The following is a 2,657-nucleotide window of genomic DNA, read 5'->3' as shown; positions in this document are numbered from 1 at the left end:
TGCCCCTGCTTGGTGTTTGAAAATTGTGCTTGCAGAGGAGAAAGTAAATCCTTTAATATGAACATGGTGAGTTGCTCCTTTTGGTATATTTTCAGTTACTTAGTACTAATTGAACTATACCATAGTGGCGCTCACCTTTCACCTCTTATCCTGTTGATATTGCGTAATATATTTATATTTCCGACTCAAGATAGGCACAGAAAATGAACCGCTTTTTGATAGTCATTCTTATATAAAAACGTTTCCCATGTTTACGGTTTAGCTTTTAACCTTGCCGCACAATTTTCAGGAAACTTCAGTAACTTTATTCTGAGCCTATTTATTAATATGAAAGTACCCCGAAAATTCAGTTACAATAGAAAAAGGAAACTTCTGGAAATGAGCATGTTTAAATCTGGGTTGGTTTTAGCACTTATGGCGGGGCTGCTTGCTCTTGCAAATCCTTCCTTTGGTGCAAACATCAGTCATCGGAATAGCACAAAATGCTACAGTTAGAGGCACAATAGTTACATTAGATTTTTATCTGGAAAACCTTGGTGACACCACCTTGAGTAATCTCTATATGGAACTTTATTTAAATCCGATTGTAGGTAGTGGAAACTTTTCGATCCAGCAGCACGTCAATTCTGGTGAACGGTCCAGAAACTATCACATTGAATTAACAATTCTTCGGTTTCAACACTTTTGCTAAAATGATCTTAGGCGGCAGCCTTGAGTCAGGCACCAAGGCGCAAGTACAGGTGGTAATAAGTGTTACTACTGTTTCAGACCAGGGCTATGGATTTGGTATCTATAAATCCCAAGTCACCATTAATGCTACTGATCCTGATAGTAATCCGGTATCAGATCTTTCTGATGCCGGATTCAATCCAGATCCCAACGATAACGGTAATCCGGGAGATGTGGGGGAAGATGACATGACAACAATTGTCATCGGCCAAGAGCTGGCCGTTGGAGTTGCCAACACGGCCTCTTTGGCAGGGGCACAAGTCATTTTTGATATCTACATGGAGAACCTGGGCAATTCTACTCTGAGTGGTCTGGCCCTGACGGAGAATATTGATTCAGTCTTTGGCGCCGGCAATTATACCCTCATCTCAAGTCCTGCCATCATAAGTGATCCGGGAGGAGGTCTGGTGTTGGATGGCAATTTCGATGGCAGCAGTAGCGATAATCTCCTTGATATAAGCAGTACACTCGATAGCGGCTCTGCGGCACAGATCAGACTCGGAGTGGAAGTCAACAAAATTACCGATCAAGGGGCGGGATTCGCGATGTACTCAAACCAAGTAGTCATTGAGGGGAATACCCCCACTGGTAGTTACGCCTTCGACTTTTCGGATAACGGTCTCGACCCTGATCCGAATGGCAATAATGCTGCAGGTGATGCAGGAGAGAACGATCCAACTACATTGCACTCTGCAATTCTGCAGGATTAGCGATTTCGTTTGGAATGACCTTAATGGTGATGGTGTGCAGGATACTGGCGAGCCGGGGATGAGTGGCATAACAATTTATCTTGACCTTAACGCAAATGAAATACTGGACGCTGGCGAACCCTTTTCAGCCACGGATGAAACTGGCCAATATGCTATTGTGGCGCCTTCGGCTGTGAACTACATGATTCGTGTTGACACGCCAACAATTCCTGCCGGATTTTTTCTGACAACATCGAATTTACCCCTCAATGTTACCCCGGCAGCGGGTGAAGATTACAAGAATGCTGATTTCGGATACCAGCAGCAAAAATTTCCGTGGTGGAGCTTATGGCCTGCAGTGATGCAAGCGGTGCAAGAAAATAACGAGCAATAGAAATGTTCGCAAGTGGCTTCACTCGTTACTGCCAGCAGTGATAAATAGGGGCCGAGTAAAGTTAAATATTTTATTTTGCTCTGACCCTATTTATTAGTATTTATTAGGGGTATCTCATGGTCAGGCGGTCTTTGTGGCAATGCCCGCAAGAGGGCGTGGTGCATGAGTAAAACCAAGTGGGTAATCATTGCACTACCAAATGCGTATTTTCGTCGAACATTGGGCTTGTTTCTCCCAGGGTTTCATCTCCTGCCTTGATCAGCCGAACCGCCCTTGGTACGCGATCCGTATGCCGGGTGGTGTGGGAGGACGGTCAGCGATGGCCGTTCCTATCCCGATAGCTTATTATATATTTATATAGTTTACGAGAAACAAGATCTATTTCCTTTTGCCATGTTTCATCATCATGGTGTATCAATGGACCTTCATCTTCAGACAGTTCATACTTTAGCATCTCAATTGTTTCTATATTGTCTATACTGCTTGAGTATTCTTCTACAAGAAACCCTCCTAGACAATGGAGTGCATTGTAATATCTTCTTTTTGTTGTTTTTGATTTATTATCAAGGTCTAACTCTTCCCAGAATTTGTAGAATATAAGAAAAAGTTCAGTTCCTATATGTTCTTCATTTTTTGGATTGTTTCCTACTTTCCAATCATTTACCCAATCTAGGTTTGGCTTCATTTTCTTTTCTAGCTAACACCCAACTCAGTGGGCAAATTGAGTGCAGCGAAATTTGATCCGCTGCAGTTGTTTGTGTACGCCCGGCATGAGCGTGATCTAATGGGGTGCAAGTCCCCTGTATGTAAACCCTGTTACTGTCGAGATGACAGGAACATAAATA

Annotated in this window: 3 protein-coding genes; 2 read left to right on the top strand and 1 reads right to left on the bottom strand. The window is 43.1% G+C overall.

Going from position 1 to position 2,657, the window contains the following annotated elements:
* Positions 1-740 precede the first annotated feature (740 nt).
* Both G493_RS0127035 and G493_RS0127030 read left to right on the top strand, forming a co-directional pair.
* Positions 741-1,439: a hypothetical protein gene (locus tag G493_RS0127035; protein WP_153306697.1), complete on the top strand. Its 699-nt coding sequence runs from the start codon at positions 741-743 to the stop codon at positions 1,437-1,439.
* Between the two features lie 34 nt (positions 1,440-1,473).
* The gene (locus G493_RS0127030; RefSeq protein WP_232363850.1) at positions 1,474-1,812 is read left to right on the top strand and encodes a hypothetical protein; all 339 of its coding nucleotides are present in this window, start codon (positions 1,474-1,476) and stop codon (positions 1,810-1,812) included.
* 313 nt (positions 1,813-2,125) lie between these two features.
* Here the strand turns inward: G493_RS0127030 and G493_RS0127025 are convergent, their stop codons facing one another.
* Positions 2,126-2,497, bottom strand: coding sequence for a hypothetical protein (locus tag G493_RS0127025; protein ID WP_028582844.1), 372 nt, complete (start codon positions 2,495-2,497; stop codon positions 2,126-2,128).
* Positions 2,498-2,657: the final 160 nt, after the last annotated feature.

Origin of the sequence: Desulfogranum japonicum DSM 18378 (genome assembly GCF_000429945.1) — a bacterium.
Lineage (GTDB): Bacteria > Desulfobacterota > Desulfobulbia > Desulfobulbales > Desulfobulbaceae > Desulfogranum > Desulfogranum japonicum.
Note: the sequence above shows the minus strand (reverse complement) of the source record. Positions and strands in the feature narration are given on the sequence as shown.

Bases quoted from the DNA above. Each gene is read 5' to 3' on its own strand.
- G493_RS0127025 (WP_028582844.1), bottom strand. From the start codon at position 2,497: ATGAAGCCAAACCTAGATTGGGTAAATGATTGGAAAGTAGGAAACAAT.